Source organism: Streptomyces sp. 3-6 (assembly GCF_056323165.1).
This window is the reverse complement of the sequence record NZ_JBWHZP010000015.1, coordinates 101,037-120,501: the sequence shown is the minus strand read 5'-3', so window position 1 is coordinate 120,501 and position 19,465 is coordinate 101,037. Positions and strand designations below refer to the sequence as shown.

At 72.8% G+C, this 19,465-nt stretch carries 16 protein-coding genes and 2 pseudogenes; 10 read left to right on the top strand and 8 right to left on the bottom strand.

The window, feature by feature from the left end; all coding sequences use genetic code 11:
- The first annotated feature begins 9 nt into the window (after positions 1–9).
- Positions 10–942 carry a winged helix-turn-helix domain-containing protein gene (locus tag AC02VZ_RS19970; RefSeq protein ID WP_432054797.1) on the top strand — a complete coding sequence of 311 codons (933 nt, stop codon included), beginning with the start codon at positions 10–12 and terminating at the stop codon, positions 940–942.
- On the opposite strand, the gene AC02VZ_RS19965 is transcribed toward AC02VZ_RS19970, so the two are convergent.
- Positions 908–1,666: an HAD family hydrolase gene (locus AC02VZ_RS19965; RefSeq protein WP_432054796.1), complete on the bottom strand. Its 759-nt coding sequence runs from the start codon at positions 1,664–1,666 to the stop codon at positions 908–910. The two genes, AC02VZ_RS19970 and AC02VZ_RS19965, sit on opposite strands and share 35 nt — an antisense overlap.
- Positions 1,667–2,046: 380 nt before the next feature.
- On the opposite strand from AC02VZ_RS19965, the gene AC02VZ_RS19960 reads away from it, so the two are divergent.
- From AC02VZ_RS19960 to AC02VZ_RS19945, 4 genes are all read left to right on the top strand, one after another.
- On the top strand, positions 2,047–3,105 hold the full coding sequence (locus tag AC02VZ_RS19960) for a phosphotransferase (RefSeq protein WP_476476025.1): 1,059 nt from the start codon (positions 2,047–2,049) through the stop codon (positions 3,103–3,105).
- A gap of 92 nt (positions 3,106–3,197) precedes the next feature.
- Complete coding sequence (locus AC02VZ_RS19955; protein ID WP_476476024.1) at positions 3,198–5,498, top strand: phosphotransferase family protein; 2,301 nt, start codon at positions 3,198–3,200, stop codon at positions 5,496–5,498.
- 455 nt (positions 5,499–5,953) lie between these two features.
- Positions 5,954–7,234 carry an aminotransferase class V-fold PLP-dependent enzyme gene (locus AC02VZ_RS19950; protein WP_476476023.1) on the top strand — a complete coding sequence of 427 codons (1,281 nt, stop codon included), beginning with the start codon at positions 5,954–5,956 and terminating at the stop codon, positions 7,232–7,234.
- 144 nt (positions 7,235–7,378) lie between these two features.
- Positions 7,379–7,972, top strand: coding sequence for a hypothetical protein (locus tag AC02VZ_RS19945; RefSeq protein WP_432054792.1), 594 nt, complete (start codon positions 7,379–7,381; stop codon positions 7,970–7,972).
- Between the two features lie 127 nt (positions 7,973–8,099).
- Here the strand turns inward: AC02VZ_RS19945 and AC02VZ_RS19940 are convergent.
- Together AC02VZ_RS19940 and AC02VZ_RS19935 are read right to left on the bottom strand one after the other, a co-directional pair.
- Positions 8,100–9,181 (bottom strand): annotated as a pseudogene (locus tag AC02VZ_RS19940) (MerR family transcriptional regulator).
- A 182-nt stretch (positions 9,182–9,363) separates the two neighbouring features.
- A complete protein-coding gene (locus AC02VZ_RS19935; RefSeq protein WP_432054791.1) occupies positions 9,364–9,873 on the bottom strand; it encodes a GNAT family N-acetyltransferase in 510 nt (169 codons plus the stop codon).
- Between the two features lie 199 nt (positions 9,874–10,072).
- Between AC02VZ_RS19935 and AC02VZ_RS19930 the strand changes: the two genes are divergently transcribed.
- On the top strand, positions 10,073–10,735 hold the full coding sequence (locus AC02VZ_RS19930) for an HAD family hydrolase (RefSeq protein WP_476476022.1): 663 nt from the start codon (positions 10,073–10,075) through the stop codon (positions 10,733–10,735).
- 179 nt (positions 10,736–10,914) lie between these two features.
- A complete protein-coding gene (locus AC02VZ_RS19925; protein ID WP_476476021.1) occupies positions 10,915–11,508 on the top strand; it encodes a DUF4240 domain-containing protein in 594 nt (197 codons plus the stop codon).
- 18 nt (positions 11,509–11,526) lie between these two features.
- Here AC02VZ_RS19925 and AC02VZ_RS19920 read toward each other — a convergent pair whose 3' ends face one another.
- Positions 11,527–11,940, bottom strand: a complete 414-nt coding sequence (locus tag AC02VZ_RS19920; protein WP_476476020.1) for a DUF5958 family protein — start codon at positions 11,938–11,940, stop codon at positions 11,527–11,529.
- Between the two features lie 64 nt (positions 11,941–12,004).
- The gene (locus tag AC02VZ_RS19915) at positions 12,005–12,766 is read right to left on the bottom strand and encodes an SMI1/KNR4 family protein (protein WP_476476019.1); all 762 of its coding nucleotides are present in this window, start codon (positions 12,764–12,766) and stop codon (positions 12,005–12,007) included.
- A 192-nt stretch (positions 12,767–12,958) separates the two neighbouring features.
- Between AC02VZ_RS19915 and AC02VZ_RS19910 the strand changes: the two genes are divergently transcribed.
- The 3 genes from AC02VZ_RS19910 to AC02VZ_RS19900 all read left to right on the top strand — a co-directional run bounded on the left by AC02VZ_RS19910 (position 12,959) and on the right by AC02VZ_RS19900 (position 14,786).
- Positions 12,959–13,591 carry a helix-turn-helix domain-containing protein gene (locus AC02VZ_RS19910; RefSeq protein WP_476476018.1) on the top strand — a complete coding sequence of 211 codons (633 nt, stop codon included), beginning with the start codon at positions 12,959–12,961 and terminating at the stop codon, positions 13,589–13,591.
- A 78-nt stretch (positions 13,592–13,669) separates the two neighbouring features.
- Entirely contained in the window at positions 13,670–14,305 is a 636-nt protein-coding gene (locus AC02VZ_RS19905) for a hypothetical protein (protein WP_432054786.1), read from the top strand.
- Between the two features lie 148 nt (positions 14,306–14,453).
- The gene (locus AC02VZ_RS19900) at positions 14,454–14,786 is read left to right on the top strand and encodes a DUF2516 family protein (protein WP_432054852.1); all 333 of its coding nucleotides are present in this window, start codon (positions 14,454–14,456) and stop codon (positions 14,784–14,786) included.
- 214 nt (positions 14,787–15,000) lie between these two features.
- Here the strand turns inward: AC02VZ_RS19900 and AC02VZ_RS19895 are convergent, their stop codons facing one another.
- The 3 genes and pseudogenes from AC02VZ_RS19895 to AC02VZ_RS19885 all read right to left on the bottom strand — a co-directional run bounded on the left by AC02VZ_RS19895 (position 15,001) and on the right by AC02VZ_RS19885 (position 19,420).
- Entirely contained in the window at positions 15,001–16,389 is a 1,389-nt protein-coding gene (locus AC02VZ_RS19895) for a PP2C family protein-serine/threonine phosphatase (RefSeq protein WP_476476017.1), read from the bottom strand.
- Between the two features lie 680 nt (positions 16,390–17,069).
- Positions 17,070–18,164, bottom strand: a pseudogene (locus AC02VZ_RS19890) (C40 family peptidase); the annotation flags it as partial.
- Between the two features lie 512 nt (positions 18,165–18,676).
- Entirely contained in the window at positions 18,677–19,420 is a 744-nt protein-coding gene (locus AC02VZ_RS19885) for a class I SAM-dependent methyltransferase (RefSeq protein ID WP_476476052.1), read from the bottom strand.
- Positions 19,421–19,465: the final 45 nt, after the last annotated feature.

Here is a 19,465-nt window from a genome sequence, read left to right as displayed (position 1 = left end):
GGTCCGCATGTGGACGCGGAGCACACCGGGGAGGGCGGCGGCAGGGAGTTCAGGCGGGTCCTGGAAACCCTGCGGTCCCGCATGCTCGACGGCACCTATCCCCTGAACACCTACCTTCCGCCGCAGCGGGAACTGGCGCAGGAGCTGGACGTCTCCCGGGACACGGTCCGCCGGGTGGTGCGCGAGCTGTCCGACGAGGGGTGGATCTCGACGCGGCAGGGCAGCGGCTCCAAGGTGGTCACGACCCAGCGGATCCGGAGCACGTCCGTGCCGCCCGCGGGGGAGCAGGGAATGACCCTGGGCCGGGTCATCGGCGACGCGTTCGAGGAGGACGAGGTCACGCTCGACGTGTGCACGCTGACCTCGGAATCCCTCGGCATCCACATCCGGCTGATGCTGGACCGGATCCGGGCCGAGCGCAGCAGCGACCCGGGCCAGGCGGAACACAGCTCCCCGCGCAGCATCAGGGTCCGGCTGATGCTGCCCTCCGAGTCCGCGACCTGGCCGTACCCGATCAACGTCAGGGACCCCGACGACGACCGGCCCCGCGCCCGGCTGCGCGAGATAGCGCGTCGCAGCACGGCCACCCTGACCCAGGCCCTGGACGAACTGAAGACCGAGGAGTTCGTGCCGGACGTCGACCTGGAGATCCGGCACGCCCTGATGGTGCCGGACATCAAGGTGTACCTGCTCAACAAGCGCCGCATGCTCTACGGCACCTACAAGGCCGTCCAGCGGAAGATCAGACTCACCTCGGGCGAGTCGGTCGAGGTGATCGACGTACTCGGCCTGGACGCGGCGCTGATGTACTTCAGCGGGGACGACGCCCACGCCGTCGACGCCTACATGGTGCAGGACAAGCAGTCCTGGTTCGACGCACGGTGGGACCTGCACACCGTGGAGGGGCTCACGGCGCGGGGAGTCGCCGTGCCGCGTCCATGACCGGCGCGTGCGAGCCGACCACCCCGTCCGCGCCCAGTTCCTCCATGCGGCGCCGCTTGTCCGGGTCGGCCGTGAACCCCAGGAAGCGGACCCCGGCCCGCCGCGCGGCCTCCAGATCCGTCAGCTGGTCCCCGATCAGCAGCACCCGTGACGGGTCCGGCCCGCCGAGCAGCACCAGCGCGCAGTCCACCAGGTAGGGGTCCGGCTTCATCCGGCGCGGCTCGTCCGCGTCCCGCCCGCACACGTCGGCGACGAGACCCGTCAGCCCTTCGCGTTCGAGGTGGACGCGCACCGGTCCGGCCGCGTTGTTGGTCACCACCACGACGGGCAGCCGCAACCGCCGGAACTGCCTCAGCAGCTCACCGGCCAGCGGGGTGGGCCGGGCGGTGCGCACGGCGTCGTACTCGTACCCGGTGACGATCGCATGGGCCCGGCGCAGGGGTTCGCGGCTCAGTCCGTCGGCCCGGTGCTTGTCGGCCATGTCACCCAGCCGGGGCAGGATCCCGTGCGAGTCGTGGCAGTCCTCCACCTCGCGGTGCAGCCGGCCCCAGTGACCGCGCGCCATGGCCTTGATCTCCGCGGCCACATGTGCGGTCGGGACCGGTCCGAAGAGGTCGCAGACGGGGCCGTCGAAGTCGAGCAGCACCGCCTCGGTCCCGGCGAGCAGGTCGCGGAGTGCCGTGCCCCGTGCACGGTCCCCGACCGCCGGAAGGGTCGATGTCATTGGGCAAGGATGCACGATCCGGATCGTGTCGGCAGCCGGATCGTCAACTCCTCGCACGCGTGTCACACCCGGCGCACGGCCGGGCTCCGCACCTGTGCACCGGGCCGCACCGGACGTTCGTGAACCGCGGAACGCGCCCGCTCGTACTGGTGGACGTTCCGTCGTCCGCGCGAGCGAGGGAGGAACGTCCCCGGGAGAGCCCGCTTCTGGCACGATGCACTCGCACACGATGCACCGGCACGGTGGAGACGGGGCCCACGCCTCTCCCGCTCCCACCCTCCCGCCTCCCCCTCGTTCCGCGTCCCGCGCTGCGGCCTTCGGTGAAAGAACGGGCGATGCCACCCGAAACGGCTTCCACGACCCGACGGCGTGCCGTTGCCATGAGCGGGGACGCGAGCGTGGTGGTGGGGCCCCTGACGGGATACCACCACGAGACGTACGTGTTCCCCCTGCCCGACCCGACCGGCACCGGTCCGCAGGTGCGCTGGAAGTGCCGGGAACCGCGCCGGGGGCTGCTGTGGTTCGACCGCCGCTGCTTCGTCTCGGAGGAACTGCTGCTCCGGTCCCTGCAGGGCCGCGTCACGGGCGTCCCCGAGATCATCCGGGCGGGCAGCACCCTCCTCCAGCGCTTCGTCGAGGGGGTGACGCTGGGGACCCTCCATGAGGCGGGCAGCGCCGTCCCGGACCATCTGACGGATCAGATCGTCGGCCTGTTCCGGCAGTTGGCCGCCCTGGGCGTCGGCGACGTGCGGGCCGGGCGCCGCTGCAGACCCGAGGACCGGCCCGCCGACGGGGACACCACCGGCTTCCTCGACCGGCTGCTGCTCTTCACCGAGCACCGGGTCTACCGGCACAACAGCAAGCGCTTCGACACGCTCTTCAGGGGCCTGGGCGTGGACGCCCCGTGCTTCGACCGGCTCAGGCTGCGCCTGAGGAACCTCACCCCCAGGCCCTTCTGCCTGCTCCACGCCGACCTGCACCGCGAGAACCTCATCGTGGACGCGTACGGCGGGCTGTGGACCATCGACTGGGAACTCGCCATGGTCGGCGACCCGTTGTACGACCTCGCCACCCACCTGCATCTGATGCGGTACCCCGCCACGCAGGGTGAGGAGATGACCGCGCGATGGCGGGAGGCCGTCGAGTCCGTCCGGCCCGGCGCGTCCCGGGGATGGGAGGACGACCTGCCGAAACTGCTCGCCTACAAGCGGGCCCAGTCGGTGTTCACCGACGCCGTCCGCGCCTGCCTGTCCCTGGAGACCGCCCCGGACGACGACCCGGACACCTACGACCGCACGGCCGTTCAGCTCTACCATGTACTCACCGCCGCCGCGGATCCCCTCGGTCTGGAGGCAGTGCCGAATCCGCGCGACATCACCTCCGCCCTCACCCGCTGGTACTGGGAACACCGGGAGTCCCCCGTGCGGGGCGCGCACTGAGGCACGCGCCGCCCGTGCGGGTAGGGATGTCCCTGCCGTGCAGTAGCGTTCCGTCCCCCCCCCGCCGTCCTCATCCCCGAGGAGCGCCGCCCGTGGGCAGTCCCTCCCGCCCCTCCGTCCCCTTGTGGGTCAGGCACCCCGACGATCCGTCCGACCCCCTCGGCGCCTTCGTGGCCGACGCCCTGCGCCGGCCGCCGGCGCACAGCGGCCATCACAACGTCAACTTCGTGGTCCCGGTGACCGACGAGGTCGCCGACTGCCTCGGCGTGGCGGCCGGCACCCCGGTCACCGTCCGCCTCCGCCGGGGGGACGCCGTGCCGGTCGTCGTCCGTACCTGGGAGGACGAGGGGCGGGTGCTCCGGGCGCTGGGCGGCCGGCTGCCGCACCTGCCCCGGTTCCTGGGCCGCAGCGGCAACGTCAACGTGCAGAGCCACGTCGAGGGCGTCTCGCTCGACACCGTCTGCCCCGAGGGCACCAGGGTGGAGCGGCCACTGGTCGTCGCGCTGACCCGGTTCATGGGGCTGATGGCCACCGTGCCGGCGGACGTGCTGCCGCCCCTGCCGGACGGTCCGCCCGCCGAGGGCGACGACAGCCAGGCGTACCTGCGGCACCAGGCCCTGCTCGTCCACGAGAAGGTGTGGCTGCCCAACCGGGCCCACCACGAGCTGTTCGAGCAGCTCGGCGTGCCCGGCGACGCCATGCTCCGCTACGCCGACCGGGTGCCGGTGCTGACCCGCCGTCCGTACGGCCTGCTCCACGGCGACCTGCACCGGGGCAACCTGATCCTGCCCTACGCGGCGGACGGCACCCCGGTCTGCGTGGACTGGGAACTCGCCGGGTACGGGGACCCGTTGTCCGATCTCGCCGTTCACCTGGTGCGCATGCGGTACCCGCGCGTCCAGTGCCACCAGGTGATCACCGCGTGGCGGGCCGCGCTGCGCCGCCACCGGCCCGCCGCGGCCCACGGCCTGAGCCGCGACCTGCCCCACTACCTCTCCTTCGAACGCGCGCAGTCGGTGTACCCGGACGTCATCCGTGCCGCACACGGCCTCGGTGACTACTTCGACCAGCGCGACATCGCCGAGGCCGCGGTGACCGTCGCCCGCGCGCTCACCGCGGCCGCCGGTCCGCTGAAGCTCGCCCAGGTCCCGGACGAACACCGCATCCGCACCGCGCTGGCCGAGTGGCGGGTGAAGACCGGGGGTACTCCCGCCGACAGCCGCTCGTACTTCACCGTCCACTTCCCCCCGCCCCGCGCCCGGACGGGGGAGTCCGGCGGGCGCGGGGCGGGGGCGTACGGGCGCAAGGCCGTGCAGGACGCGCTGGACCAGGAGCGCAGCGCGCCGCCCGAGCAGGTGATCGACGGCACCGCGCACCGGGTCACCGTCGTGCGGGGCGGTGAGGCCGTGGTGCGCCGGCGGCTGCACGTCCGGCCCGGCCACGGCCGGCGCTTCCTCGACGAGAACCACGTGCTGCGCAGCCTGCAGCGCAACGGCCGCCCGGTCCGGGCACCGCGGGTGCTGGCCATCGGCGAGAGCGACGGCCAGGGCGGGTTCGCCCTGCACGACTACGTCGGCCCGGCCGGCCGCACCGGGCGCCCCGACCACCCCGTGCACGGACTGCTCCCCGGCGAGGCGGACGCCCTGGTGGACCAGCTCGCGGCGCTGACCGACCCCGGGGTGCTGGCCTCGGTCGCCGAGCTGATGGACCTGGACCGGGAGGACCTCGTCCGCACCCAGACACCCGACTTCTACAGCCGGCTGACCCGCCGGCTGGTCCGGCGGGTGCGCGCGATGTCACCCGCGACGCTGCGGCTCGCCGAGGAACTGGGCCTGCCGGACGCCAGCACGCTGCACGGCCTGCTGGGCTCCCGCCGGGTCACCGACCGCTCCCCCGCCCTGCTGCACGGCGACCTCAATCCGTGGAACCTCGTCCGGCGCCCGGAGGACCGGGCCGCCGTGGTGCTGGTCGACTGGGAGCTCGCCCGGGCGGGCGACCCACTGTTCGACCTGGTGCGCCACCTGCATCTCACGCCCACCCGGCCACGCCTGCGCACCCGGATGTTCGCCCGGTGGGAGCGGGCCCTGCCGCCCGGACACACCCGCGGCTGGCAGGAGGACAGCAGGACGTACGAGCTGCTGGAGACGGTGCGTTCCGCCTACACCGACCTCGACCGCATGGTCACCCGCACTCATCTCGACGCGCCGAAGGTGACCCGGGCGGTCGCCTCCTACGCCCGCACCCTGGAACGCGCCAAGGAGGGCCTCGGCCTCCCGCACCGCGAGGCCGCCGGCCGTTCCCTGCTGCTGCGGGCCCTGCCGTGCGGCGACACGGACGACGCCGCGTGGCCGTCCGCCGTCCTCAGACTGCGGGACGTGATCCGGGGGGCGTGACGGGGCTGCGGGTGGGGGTGGCTCGGGGCGGGGGCGGCCCGGGTTGGGGGGCGGCTCGGGCGGCGTGGGGCATGGGGCGTGGGGGGCGTCGGGGGGACGGTGCGTGCGGGGGAGGGGAGCGGGGCGGGCGGGGCTGGGGGCGTGCGGGGCTGGGGTGCGTGGAGCGGGGATGTGCGGACTCGGTCGGCGGGTGTCGTGGGGGTGTCGCGGCAGGTGTCGTGGGGCGGGCGGGGACGGTCCGGGAGCGGACACGCCTCGGCGTGCGGCAGCGTGTCGCCGACCACTCCACCGCGCTGAGCCCCGCCCGGCGAGATGGCCGCCGGTGGGCAGGCAGCGTCGTCGGCCGTCACCGTCAGGACTCCTGGGCGGCCATCCGGCCGGCCGGATGGGTAGGGTCTGCTGGCGTGCCGCCGTCGGAGGTCTGTTCCGGGCACCGGGGCCATGAGGGGAGTCAGGTGAGCGAGACCGAGGTCACCACCGCACCGCGCCCGCTGCTGCTGGCCGACGGCCGGCCGGCGGCCGACGCCTGGTCACTGGATCCGTCCCTGCGCCACCTCAACCACGGCTCCTTCGGGGCGGTGCCACGGGTGGCGCAGGAGCGGCAGCAGCGGCTGCGCGCGGAGATGGAGAGCGCGCCGGTGGTGTGGTTCCCGGCGCTGCCGCGGCGGCTCGCGGCGGCCCGTGCCGACCTCGCCGCCTTCCTGGGGGCGGACGTGGACGACCTGGCCCTGGTGCCGAACGCCAGCGCCGGGGCGAGCGTCGTCTTCGCCGCCCTGGAGCGCCGCCGCGGCGGTGAGATCGTCGTCACCGATCACGGCTACGGTGCCGTCACGATGGGCGCGGAGCGCCTGGCCCGCCGTTGGGGCGGCCGGGTCCGCACCGCCCGGGTGCCGCTCGACGCGGACGCGGACCGGGCGTGCGCGGCGGTGACCGCCGAGCTGAGCGAGGCCACCGACCTCGTCGTCGACCAGATCACCTCCGCGACCGCGCGCCGGCTGCCCGTGGAGCGGATCGCCGCGGAGACCCGGCGGCGCGGTGTGCCGCTGCTGGTCGACGGGGCGCACGCGCCGGGCCTGATCGCCGCGCCGTTGGCGGGCGAGCCGTACGACTTCTGGGTCGGCAACCTCCACAAGTGGGGCTGCGCGCCGCGCGGTACGGCGGCGCTGGTGGCGCGCGGGCCGCTGCGGGACACGCTGTACCCGCTGATCGACTCCTGGGGCGCCGGCGACCCGTATCCCGACCGCTTCGACCAGCAGGGCACCCAGGACGCCACCGGCCACCTGGCCGCCGCGACCGCGCTGGACCTCATCGGCTCCACCTGGGGCTGGCCCACGGCCCGCCGCTACATGGACGACCTCGCCGACCACGGCGCCCGCGTCATCGCCGCCGCCCTCGCCGACCTGACCGGCACCGACGGCGGTCCCGTGGACGTGGGCATGCCCGTGCCCGGAATGCGGCTGGTGCGGCTGCCGGAGGGGCTCGCCGGCACCCGGGTCGAGGCCGACGCGCTGCGCGACCGCACGGCCCGCGAGATGGGCGTGGAGGCCGCCTTCACCAGCTTCGCCGGACTCGGCTACCTGCGGCTGTCCGCCCACGTCTACAACACCGCCGAGGACTACGAGCACTTCGCCGAGCACTGCGTCCCGGTGCTGCGCGACTGGGCCCACCGGGCCCGGACGGCCGCGGGCGCCGGGGCAGGCGCGCGTCCGGCGGTCCGCCCACCCGACGCGGGGTAGGGGGACCTCGGTCCCGGCGCACCCCAGCCGTGGGGACCACCGAGTGTCCCGGGCCTCCCGGGCCCCGGATCCCTGAGCCCACCCCTGCCGGGCCCGGGTGCGTCCGGCTGCCCGCCCCGACGTGCTCCGACGGAGGAGACGAGTGTGATCACGGCGTACCAGCAGCAGCTGCGCGAGCGCTACCTCGCGGCACCCGTCCTGCCGCCGCCCGAGCCGTGGCGGTCGGTGGGGGACCGGCGGATCCCGGTCGGGGGACTGCTGGGCATCGGCTTCGCGGTGCACCCCGACAGCGGCCACGACCTCGTGATGATCGTGTCCGGTGACGGCCATGGACTCCTCGACGCGATCACCGGCGAGAAGATCGCCCGCGACCGGGACCCCGACCCCGGGACGAGCACCCCCGACGCCCACCCGGACCTCACCTGCCCCGGGCTGGGCCCGGTCGCGGGCACCCCCGTGCGCATCGCCGGCCTCTTCGGCGGGGGCCTGCACAGCACCACGCCCGACGGCTGGACCCTGGACGTCGTCAGCCCGGATTGGCCCCACCACCGCGTCATCCTCTCCGCCGACGGCGGTATGAACACGGGGCCGGCGGGAGGGACGTGGTGGCACGTCTTCCACTCCGACCACTCGGAACTCCGCGCCGCCGGCTTCTCCCCCTCCGGCCTGACCCTCGCCGTCGCCACCAGCAGTGACGTGACGCTCTGGACCCGCCGCGAGCTGCGCTACGGGGGGTGAGGCCGGCGGCGGACCGCGCGAGAACCGGTCGGGTCCCGAAGCCCGCCGGTACCGCCGTCCGGCCATGAGCGGCAACAGGACGGCGGCAGCACCCGCACCGGGCTGAGGGGCCCCGCTTCCGACGCCCCTACGGCAGCTCGACGACGTCGGCGACCACGCAACTGACGTTGTCCGGACCGCCGGAACCATTGGCCAGGGCGACGAGTTCGCGGACCGCGTGCTCCGGCTCGCCGATGTCGGTGAGCACGCGGTGGATCTCGTCGGTCGGCACGACGGTGGACAGGCCGTCCGAGCAGAGCAGATACCGGTCCCCGTGCCGGGCATCGTGCAGCCGCATCTCGGGGGTGGAGTCGGCACCCGGGGCCAAGGCGCGTACGAGCAGGGACCGTTGGGGGTGGGAGGCGGCCTCGGCCGGGCTGAGGCGTCCCTCGTCGACCAGTGACTGCACCCGCGTGTGGTCGTGGGTGATCTGGAACAACTCCCCCTCCCGGAGGAGGTGGGCGCGGGAGTCCCCGATGTGGACGAGGGCGAGCTGCGACCCGGTCCACAGCAGCGCGGTGAGCGTGGTCCCGGCGTCCTCGGCGGACGCGTCGGCGCCGGCGACGCCCTGCACGGCCTGCTCGGCCCGGTCGACCGCGTCCGCCAGAACGTTGAGGAGGTTGCCCGCCGGGAGAGTGTCGGACTCCAGGCGCTTGAGCGCGTCGACGGCGGCCGCGCTCGCGGGCCGCCCACGCTGCCATAACCGTCGGCGACGGCGAACAGGCGGGACCCCGCGTAGGCGGTGTCCTGGTTGCTGTCCCGGACGAGGCCGGTGTCGGAGAGCGCGGCGTAACGGATGCCCAGAGCAGCGGGGGACGGGTGCATGGCGGGGTCCTTCCAGGAGAGGTGGTCGACGAGGAAGGTCGCCAGGTCCCGCCGTGCGGCGGTGTCGGCCTCGACCTGCGCCCAGAACGCGCGGACCTCGTCGGCCGCAGGACCCGCCTCCAGCGCGCAGACCCGCCGGATGCGGGCCAGCGGCATCCCGAGCCTCCGGAGCCACGCGACCAGCCGTGCCCGGTCCAACTGCCCGGGTGTGTAGAGGCGGTAGCCGGTCACCGGGTCGACGCGGGCGGGAGTCAGCAGGCCGAGTTCGTCGTAGAGACGCAGTGCCTTGGGTGACAGCCGGGACGCCCTCGCGAACGCCCCGATGGTCAGCAGCTCCGACTCCATGCCCGTCCCTCCTCGTTCCGGGCACGTCGCCCGGCCCCACCGATGCTGAGGGCTCCCCCGAGGTGAAGGTCAACCACGCGGGTCTCGGGTGGCGTTCGCGGGCCACGCGCACAGGGAGGGCCCCGGGAGGTGCTTCTGGGCTGCACCGGCGGGAGCCCCCGGTACCTGCACCGCAGGAGGGATCAGGCGCTCAACGCGGCGGGGTACCGGATGGTGCCGGACGGCACGGGGCGGCTGTCGTCGAGGGCCAGTGCCATCATGGCCTCGTCGGGCACCTCGGACGGCGCGCGGATGCCCAGGCGGGAGGCCGGGACGAAGCCGAACCGCGGGTAGTAGTCGGCGTGGCCGAGGACGACGACGAGGTTCTCGCCCTGCGCCCGGGCGGCGTCCAGGGCGGCGCGGATCGCGGCCGAGCCCGCGCCGGTGCGCTGGGCGGAGGGCAGCACCGCGCAGGGGGCCAGGGCGAGGGCGGGGTGGCTGTCGACGTGACACCGGCTGAGCAGCGCGTATCCGACCGGGGTGCCGTCGGGGCCCGTGGCGACCATCGACAGGCCGTCGATCCACGCCTCCGGGTCGGCCCGCAGCGCGTCGACGATGCCGGCCTCGGCGTCGGTGGGAAAGGCCGCGAGCAGGATGCCGCGGACGGCGGCTGCGTCGTCGGCGGTTTCGGGGCGGGCGGTCCAGCGGGTCATGGTTCTGTGTCTCCCTCGTGGCCCGTTCCGGGCCGTGACAGGGCGTCGCGCAGGGCGTGGCGCAGTGCGTGGTGCGCCGTCACCGTTCGTGCCCACGGTAGAGAGCCGGACGCGGGGAGGCACGGGACGGGACTCACACTGCCGCACGGTCTGGGCGACACCCGATCCGTCATTGCGCGGGTGGTGACATCCTGGGCCGATGTTCTCATCCGATCCCACGGGCGCCGTGTTCTTCGACGTCGACGGCACCCTCGTCCCCGGCACGAGTTCCTCGGTCCACCTGGCCGGCTTCCTCGGCCACCGGGAGGAGTTGGCCGAGGCGGAGGACGCCTACGCCGCCGGTGACCTGGACAACCGGCAGGTCTCCGAGCTGGATGCAGCGGGCTGGGCGGGGGTGCACGAGGACCAGGTCTCCGGCTGGCTCGACGGGCTTCCCCTGGTCCCGGGCATCGCGGAGACCGTGGCCTGGTGTCGGCACAACGGATTGGTGCCCGTGCTGGCGACCCTCGCCTGGTCGCCTGTGGGCCGCTACCTGACCGACCGCTTCGGATTCCATGCGTTCAGCGGTCCTGAGCTGGAGACCGTCGGCGGCCGGTTCACGGGGCGGGTCGCCCGTCACTTCGACGAGTACGGCAAACGGGACGTCGCCCTCGCACAGGCGCGTGAGCTGGGGCTGCCTCCCCGATCGTGCGGTGCGGTCGGAGACAGCCGATCCGACCTCCCGCTGTTCGCGTCCGTCGGGTTGAGCGTGGCGTTCAACGCATCGGCCGGAGCGCGCGGAGCGGCGACCGTCGCGGTGGACGACGACGACCTGCGGGGCGTGCTTCCCGCATTGAGCCGCCTGGCCACAGCCACTCGTTGACTGCCGACTGCCGACCGCCGATGACCGAGGTTGTCCGGGGCGTCGACCTGATCGCTCCAGCCAGTCCGACAGGACCAGCGCCTCATGAGAGGTGAGCTTGATGATGATCTCAGTGTTTCTCACTGCTCGAACATGTTCGCCGACCCTGCGGTGTCAGAGGTGCCTGGCACAGTGCCGCCGTGGACATCGGTTCCTTCTGGAAGCTCATCGAAGAGTGCCGACGGCAGACGCAGGGCCGGGACGAACGGCTGGCGTGGTTGCGTGACGAGTTGTCGCGGAGGCCCCTGACAGAGATCGTGCAGTTCCAGGTTCGTCTGGACGAAGTGACGCGTGAAGCCTTCACTTGGGATCTATGGGCTGCAGCGGAGCGGATCTTCGGCGGCTGGTGTTCGGACGACGAATTCTGCTACTTCGGCCTGTGGATGGTGGGGATCGGTCGGGAAGCCTTCGCGCGGGCAGTGATCGATCCCGACGCTCTGGCCGACACTCCAGAGGTTCAGTGCCTGGTGGGTCGTCCTCGGGAGCTCTGGAACGACGACTGGCCGGAGTGGGAGTCTCTCGACTACGTCGCCAGGGAGGCGTATGGACTACTCACCCGCGCGGATGAGGACTGCGGCGACGCATTCTATGAAGCCGTCGAAGCCGAGCAGGGCGCTGTAGGCGGCAATCGAGGGCCGCGCGGCGAGCAGTGGGATGTGCGATGCGAAGACGAGGCGATGCGCAAACTGCCGACGCTGAGCGCGATGTTTCCCCTTCGGCCACTGGTCCGGTAGGCGCGAAAGTGCGAGGGATCAGGCTGAGGCTTCGGGGGTGTCGACAGGCAGGCGATGCCACGCGTGGCCGCAACCGTCGGAGCAGAAGCGCTCTCGTCGGCGTTCGTCGGCGATGGCCAGCACTGCGATCAGTAGCCGGAATGACTTGAGGCGCTCGTCATGCGGGGTGAGACTGGCGATTTTTCCGAGTTGCTGGTCGATCCGCCCTCGTGTGATCAGAACTGCCGGTGTGTGCGTGGCGCGAAGTCCGGCGCGTCGGATGCTTTCCGGGCCGTCCTCGGCGGTGGCGCGGGCCTGAATGCAGAAATGTGACAGGAGGCGCAGGGTGTTGGACTGCTCCTCGGTCGAGAGGCCCTCGAACCACTCGATTCCCTGTGGCATCGGCCGAAGCTCTTGGGCGAGTTCGTTGAGAATGATGTACGGATCAGCCATCCTCACGCCCCCGTTGCGCTCGATTCACAGACTTTCCCGGTCATCCAAGCAGACCCTCGGATGCCTAGAAAGGCAGTTCGTCGGCTTCCAACGGCTCTGAGTACCCACGTACCCAGTGGCCGGGGAGGGCGGTGCAGAGCGACTCCAGGTCGGCGAACGTACTCCCCCGAACGTGCAGCCAGCTGTGGTCACTCAGTCCGTCGAGCCGCAAGAGCTTCCCCGGCGCGGAGAACCAGCACACGGGTGACTCTTCCTTCCCCGTCCACATCGGGTAATCGGGAAAGTCCACCGGCGCGAACCGGCTCGGCAGCTCTCGAATCAGGCTGGCGGGAAGTTCGCAGGCGTTGTAGAGCCGTCCTTCGCTGCCAAGCAGCGTCTCGCTGAGTACGAGCTCGACGCAGGCCAGGGAGACCCTGTCCAGGTAGCGGACCCAACCATCCCGTGACTGGACGAACACCGGCGGATCGTCCTGACCGAGGTCCCGCCGCCGTACTCCCCAGAAAGCGCACCCCTGGTTCTCGCTGCGGAAGACGAGCACTCCACCGAACTCGTCGTGCACGAACAGCTCAGAAGGCCGCAGCAGCGGGTCCTGGTTGCCGGTGAGGTCGTGACGCGTACCGAGAAGCGAGTACGCCTCGCGCAGCGCGGTCGGCAGCGCGAGCCCCAGCGTCTCCTCGGCTCGCTCCAGCTCCTCCGGTCGCGTACCCGCGCTGTCGGCGAGCGGCTCCGCCCACGCTGCGGCAAAGTCCCGAACGAAGGTCCAGGCTCGCGCCCTGTCGGGTATCCCACCCTGCAGAGCTTGAGCCACATCGAACTCGTCAACCATGCGGTGGACCGTACAGGCCGGCCAGCTTCGCCGGGACTCCGCCAGGTCGTGCGCCAGAACCACTGGGACTCGCCACATCTACTGAGAACGGACAGGGACAACACTCAGGCTCACGTTCACCGGAGCGTGAGTCGGCACACTCCTGCAAGCGGCTTGCTTGCAATAGTTAGCGCTGTGCGCGACAGTGGGGGCATGGCATCGCTCAACGTCGGCAATCTCGGTGAGTACCTGCGGGAGCAGCGCCGTAGCGCGCAGTTGTCGCTGCGGCAGCTCGCGGATGCCGCCGGGGTGTCCAATCCGTACCTGAGCCAGATCGAGCGCGGGCTGCGCAAGCCGAGCGCGGAGGTGTTGCAGCAGGTCGCGAAGGCGCTGCGGATCTCCGCCGAGACGTTGTACGTGCGGGCCGGGATCCTCGACGCCGAGCGGGACCGGGACGAGGTGGAGACGCGGGCCGTGCTGCTCGCCGATCCCACGCTCACCGAGCGTCAGAAGCAGGTGCTGCTGCAGATCTACGAGTCCTTCCGCAAGGAGAACGGGTTCGGCGGCGCCGAGGACGGCGAGGCGACAGGGGTGACCGGGGCCGACGGGCTCGGGAGCCGGGTCGCCGTGGGCGCCGACGACACAGCCGACACCGTCGACCCTGGTGGGGTCGACGGGGCCGGCGGGACCGACGGCGGTGCCGAGTCGATACGTCGGAGCCGTGCGGCCGACGGCGGGAAGTCCGCCGGGCGGCGCGGTTCCACCAGCAAGGGCGGTACCTCCGCCGAGCGCCGGCCCCGCAAGGCCGGCGGCAGTGACAGCGGTCCGCAGCAGACGGCCGGCTGAGCCGGACCAGGGCACCGGCCGTCCGCCGCGGACCACACCAACCCTCAGCCGACAACGACATCCGGGAGGACCCTCACCATGGCCATCACCGACGACCTGCGCAAGTCCCTCAGCAACCCGACCCCGCTCTACTTCGCCGCCGGCACCGCCGACCTGGCGCTGCAGCAGGCCCGGAAGGTGCCCGCCCTGGTGGAGCAGCTGCGCGCTGAGGCGCCCGCGCGGTTCGAGGCCGTGCGCAACACCGACCCCAAGGCCGTGCAGGAGAAGGCCGGCCACCGGGTCAAGGAGACCCAGGAGACCCTCCAGGCCAAGGTCAACGAGTTCTTCGGTTCCCTCGACACCGACCTGAAGAAGCTGGGTGAGAACGCCCAGGACCTCGCGCTGCGCGGGGTGGGCGTGGCCGCCGAGTACGCGGTCAAGGCCCGGGAGACCTACGAGAAGGTCGCCGAGCACGGCGAGCAGGCCGTGAAGACCTGGCGCGGCGAGACCGCCGAGACCATCGAGGACATCGCGGTCGCCGTGGAGCCGAAGGCCGAGCCCACGTCCACGCCCACGCCGGTCGAGGTCAAGGACGACAAGCCCGCCGCCGCCCCGGCCGAGACGCCGGTGGCGACGCCCGCCTCGGCCGCTGCCGCCGCGGAGAAGAAGGCCGCCGCGAAGAAGGCCCCGGCCCGCAAGAGCACGGCGAAGCGGACGACTCCGCCCGCCAAGTGAGCGGACGGCCGCACGGCCGGCCGCACCGTCGGTCCGGCGGGCCGGGCACCTTTGCGGTGTCCGGCCCGTTCTCCGGATAGCCGGCCGGCGGTTGCGGGTACGGTGACCGCGTAAGGACGAGCCGAGTCGGGTGGTGGACGTAGTGCTGATGCAGGGCTTCGCGGGGTTCATGTGGCTGCTGAGCATGGCCCTGATCGTGTTCAGCGGCTTCGCGCTGATCGACGCCGCCGTGCGCCGTGAGGACGCCTACCGCGCCGCGGACAAGAAGACCAAGCCGTTCTGGCTGATCATCCTGGGCCTCGCCTTCGTGGTGAACCTGATCTTCGACATCCTGTCGCTGCTGCCGATCATCGGTCTCATCGCGACCATCGTGTACATGGTCGACGTGCGGCCCGCCCTGCGCGGTCTGTCCGGCGGCGGCCGCAAGTACGGGGGATCGAGCAGCGACGGACCCTACGGTCCGTACAACGGCGGCCGGTGATCCCGACACAACCTGCGGTGGCCGACGCCCTACGGCTGCCGGTGATTGTGGCCCACGGCGGCCTGTAGTCCGGATTGCCGAGAGTCGACAGTCGACAGCTCAGCCAGCAGCCGGCAGCCGGCAGCCATCAACCGGCTGTGCCGGGGCGTCCTCGTCGCGCGCCGGCCGAGCAGGCCGGGGCCGTTGGCGGGCGCGGGGCCGCAGGTGGTGGCCGTCAGCCGGTGCGGTCCAGGAGCAGGACGGCGACGTCGTCCGTCAGGTCGCCGCCGTTGAGGTCCCGTACCTCGTTGACCGCCGCCCGCAGCAGTTCCTCGCCGCGCAGGCCCTCGGAGAGCTGGCGGCGGACCATCTCGACCATGCCGTCCTGACCGAGCCGTTCCCCGCCCTCGCCGACGCGGCCCTCGATCAGGCCGTCGGTGTAGAGCATCAGGCTCCACTCCCCGCCCAGCTCCACCTGGGTCCGCGGCCAGCGGGCGCCGGGCAGCAGGCCGAGGGCCGGACCGTTGTTGTCGAAGGGCAGCAGCCGCGCGGGGGAGCCGGGGCGGAGCAGCAGCGGCGACGGGTGTCCGGCGAGGCAGAGGCCCGCCCGGCGGCCGTCCGGTGCGATGTCGACCGTGCAGAGGGTCGCGAAGATCTCGTCGTCGGCGCGTTCGTGCTCCAGCACCTGCTGGAGCGTCCCCAGCAGCTCGTCCCCGCACAGCCCGGCCAGCGTGAGGGCCCGCCAGGCGATGCGCAGCTCCACGCCGAGCGCCGCCTCGTCGGGGCCGTGGCCGCAGACGTCCCCGATCATGGCGTGCACGGTGCCGTCGGGGGTGCGGACGACGTCGTAGAAGTCGCCGCCGAGCAGGGCACGCGAGCGGCCGGGGCGGTAGCGGGCGGCGAAGCGCAGCGGCGAGCCGTCCAGCAGCGGGGTCGGCAGCAGGCCGCGCTCCAGCCGGGCGTTCTCCTGCGCGCGCAGCCTGCCCTCGGCGAGCCGTCGCTCCGCGGAGTCGGAGCGCTTGCGCTCCACCGCGTAGCGGATCGCGCGGCTCAGCAGCCTGCCGTCCAGCTCGTCGCGGAAGAGGTAGTCCTGGGCGCCCACGCGCACCGCCTCCGCGCCGCGCTCGGCGTCGCCGGACGCGGTCAGCGCGAGCACGGCGTGCCGGGGCGCGAGCTCCAGGACGTACTTGAGGACCGCCAGCTCGTCGTCGGCGTCGCCCACCCGGCCCGGCGCGGGCAGCGCCAGGTCCAGCAGGATGCAGTGCACGTCGTCGGTCAGCAGCCGCTCGGCCTCGGTGAGGTTGCGGGCGGTGCGGACGCGGATCGGCTTGCCGGCCTGGTCGAGCAGGTCCGGGACGATCGCCGAACCCGCCGGGTCGTCCTCGATCAGCAGCAGCGTCAGGTTCTGGTTCTGGTTCTGGTGCGCGGGGGCGGGGGCCTCGGCCGGCCGGCCGGGCGCGGACGCGTGCTGTGCCGCGGTGGTCGCGGACCGGTCCGCCGTGCGCGGGCCCGTTGTCCGGTACTCCGAGGAGTCCTGGATGGGGCCGCTGTTCACTGGTGCGGCGGGCGCCTGACCACTTTCCGCGGCCGGGATCGCTCTCTGCCGCGGTACGGGTGCGGGCATTGTTCCGGGTTCCTTCCCTCCCCCCGAGGGCGTGGTGCGGGGCCGGGCTTCTCGGCCCGCCCCCCGGTGCACGGTTCGGTTCCGTGCGAGCAGGGGCAGCCCCTTCGAACGGGGACGATAGCGGGTGGCGGCGCCGCAGCGGAATGGTGTGGCGCACGCGGTTCGGCCAAGAGCCAGTGTCATATGCCGCGTTTTCGCCCGCAGTTGGACAGCTCGCGCATGCTGCCGGGATGACGAACGTCACGTCAGCGGGCGGGAGGCGGTCCGACCGGCGTGTGCTGCGTCACAGGGCCTGCGTCACCGGGGTGTTGAGGCGGGCGACGGTGCGGGGTGGGGCGTGGTCCGGCTTGTGGCGGTACGTCCGGAGGTAGAGGTCTTCCCGGTGTGTGGCGGGCGGCCCCGGTGACCTTTCCTCCTGCTGGCCGGCGGTGGGGGTGGGGGAGTGCGGCCCTGCTTCAGCTCTCGTCCGAACCGGCCTTCGCCTTCGTCCCCTCCTTCGCCTCCGTCGCCTTCTTCTCGTCCTGCTCCCGGTTCGTCGCCTTCTTCGGGTCGCTCTCCGCCTCGGCCCGGGACGTGCCCTGAGCCCCGGTCTTCTTGTCGGCGGTCTTGTCCGCGGTCCTGTCCGCGGCCCTGTCGGGGGTCTTCCCGGACTTCTTCTCCGGGGCCGGCGTCTTCGTGCCGGGGTCCGGGCGTACCACGCCGAGGATCGGCATCGAACCCGCGCCCGCGAGCGTCACCGACCGGCCGGGCCGGGGTGCGTGCACCATGGTTCCGTCGCCGACGTACATGCCGACGTGGCTGGCGTCACCGAAGTAGATGATGAGGTCGCCGGGCCGCATGTCCTTGACGGCCACGCGCGTGAGCTGCTTCCACTGGGCCTGCGAGGTGCGGGGTATGGCCCGGCCGGCCGCGGCCCACGCCTGGGACGTGAGGCCGGAGCAGTCGAACGCCGCCGGGCCCTCGGCGCCCCAGACGTACGGCTTGCCGATCTGGGCGGTGGCGTAGGCGACGGCCTTCCTGCCCTGGGCGGTCGCCTCCCCGGTGATGTCGTCGAGAATCCCGGAGCCCAGCCAGGCGGCCTGCGCCTGCTGTTCGGCCTGCCGTTCCAGCCCGGCCAGACGCTCCTTCTCCTCCGCCTTCAGCTCCGACTCCAGCTTCTCGGCCGCCGCGATCTGCTTCTCGATCTTCCGCTGGGCGGCAGCCTTGGCCTTGCGGCCCGCCTCCAGCTTGCGCCACTGGGCGTCGGCGTCGCGGGCGTACTGCTTCAAGTCGGCCTGCGCGCGATTCATTTCGCCCAGTAGGCCCTTCGTCGCGTGCTGGCCCTGACGGACCCGGCCGGCGCCTTCGAGGAAGTCCTGGGGATCGTCGCTCAGCATGAGGTGCGCCTCGGGCGGGAGTCCGCCGCCGCGGTACTGGGCCGCCGCGGCGGCGCCCGCGCGTTGCTTCAACTCGTCCAGCTTCTCCCGGCCCTTGACGATTTTCTTCGCCAACTGGACGATCTGCGCCGACTGGTCCTGCGTCTTCTCCTCGGCGGCGTTGTACTCGTCGGTGGCGACGGCCGCCGCGCGGTAGAGCTTGTCCAGCTTCTTGCGTACGGCTTCGAGTTCGGCGTTGGAGGCGGGCGGGACGGGAGTCGTGGCGCTCGCACTCGCGCCGGGGGCGGGTGTCGGGGCGGGGTCGGCGTACGCGGTGCCCGGTGCCGCGAGCACGGTGACCGCGCAGACCACGGCCACGGCCACGGTGATCAGCCCCTGCTTGCCCCTCCCCGAACGCATGCCAGGCCCCGCGCCCATGCTTCACTCCCCCAACTTGTTAACCGTCGGTAACGTGCGGTCGTCGGGGGGATGTTGCCACGTCGGCCCGCCGAGCAACAGGGGTGGTCCGTGGTGAGCACGGCCCCCGCACCTCGTCGGCCCCTCGCCGCGGGCCGCCCCGCCCGAATGCTTTCCGTCCCGCCCCGCCGGGCATGCCGGTCCGCCCCTCGATGTGACGAACGGCTCACGTCGATCGTTCCCGGGGTGCCTGCTGCCCCCTTTTCTGCCCGGTTGCGCGGCCCTGTCGGCGTCGACGTCTCCTGGCCTTGTCGGGGTTCGGCGTCGGCGTCCTCGTCGGCGGCGGCGTCGGTGTCTCCCGGACGTGACGGTGTCACTTCTCCAGGCTTTGTCGGGATCGGCGTCGGGGTCGGGGTCGGTCATCCCGTGGTGGAAATCGGAGTCGGTCACCCTGTAGCCCCGTAGGGGAAACCGGCGTCGGTCGCCCTGTCACTGCCCTGTGCCCTCCGCTGTCGTCACCCCCGAGGGGCCAGGGCCTCCCAGCGCACGGTCACCTCGCCCTGCCGCCAGCGCCTCGGCCCGTCCGTCACCGGCCAGTCCGCGGTGAGGTCCCGCACCGTCCGGATCCAGCGCTGGCGGGCGCCGTAGGAGGCGTAGGGCGCGGCGGCGGCCCAGGCGCGGTCGAAGTCGCGCAGGAAGGCGTGCACGGGTTCGCCGGGCACATTGCGGTGGATGAGGGCCTTCGGCAGGCGTTCCGCCAGGTCGGACGGGCGGTCCAGGGAGCCGAGCCGGGTCGCGAAAGTGACCGTGCGGGGCCCTTCGGGGCCGAGGGCGACCCAGACGTGACGGCGTCCGATCTCGTCGCAGGTGCCTTCGACCAGCAGCCCGCCGGGTGAGCCGGTCGCCGGGTCGGCCGGGGCGAGCCGCGCGCACAGGCGCCGCCACACGTCGGCGACCTCGCCCTCGTCGTACTGGCGCAGTACGTTCGCCGCACGGACCAGCACGGGGCGGCCGGGGACCGGCAGTTCGAAGCCGCCGTGCCGGAAGTCCAGCCCGTCCTGCCGGTAGGGCAGGGCGGCGGCGACGCGGGCCGGTTCGATCTCGACGCCGGTGACGCGGGTGCGGGGGGCCACGGTGCGCAGGCGGTGCAGGAGTTCCACGGCGGTCCAGGGGGCCGCCCCGTAGCCGAGGTCGACGGCGACGGGTTCGGCGGCGCGGCGCAGGGCGGCACCGTGGGTGGCGGCGATCCAGCGGTCCATGCGGCGCAGCCGGTTCGGGTTGGTGGTGCCGCGCGTCACCGTGCC